At 40.1% G+C, this 312-nt stretch carries 1 rRNA gene; it reads left to right on the forward strand.

Features of this window, described 5'->3' with window-relative positions:
• Window positions 1–91, forward strand: a 16S ribosomal RNA gene (locus tag AAHB12_RS31485); the annotation flags it as partial.
• Window positions 92–312 lie beyond the last annotated feature (221 nt).

Here is a 312-nt window from a genome sequence, read left to right on the forward strand (position 1 = left end):
TGGGAGCCAGTCGCCTAAGGTGGGACAGATGATTGGGGTGAAGTCGTAACAAGGTAGCCGTATCGGAAGGTGCGGCTGGATCACCTCCTTTCTATGGAGAACTCGTGAACTGAGTGTTCACGTAGTTATAATGACGTTTTAGATGTTTTGTTCAGTTTTGAGGGAGCTTATCCTTCAAAATAGCATACATGTAAGTCTCTTTTTTATGTAACGGGTTCAAAAAAATGAATCGATGGATAAAAAAGTACATGCATCGAATGTAAGCTGTTCCTTGAAAACTAGATAACAAATACTGTGCTATATGTAATGCAA

This window comes from Bacillus sp. OTU530, from assembly GCF_038440375.1.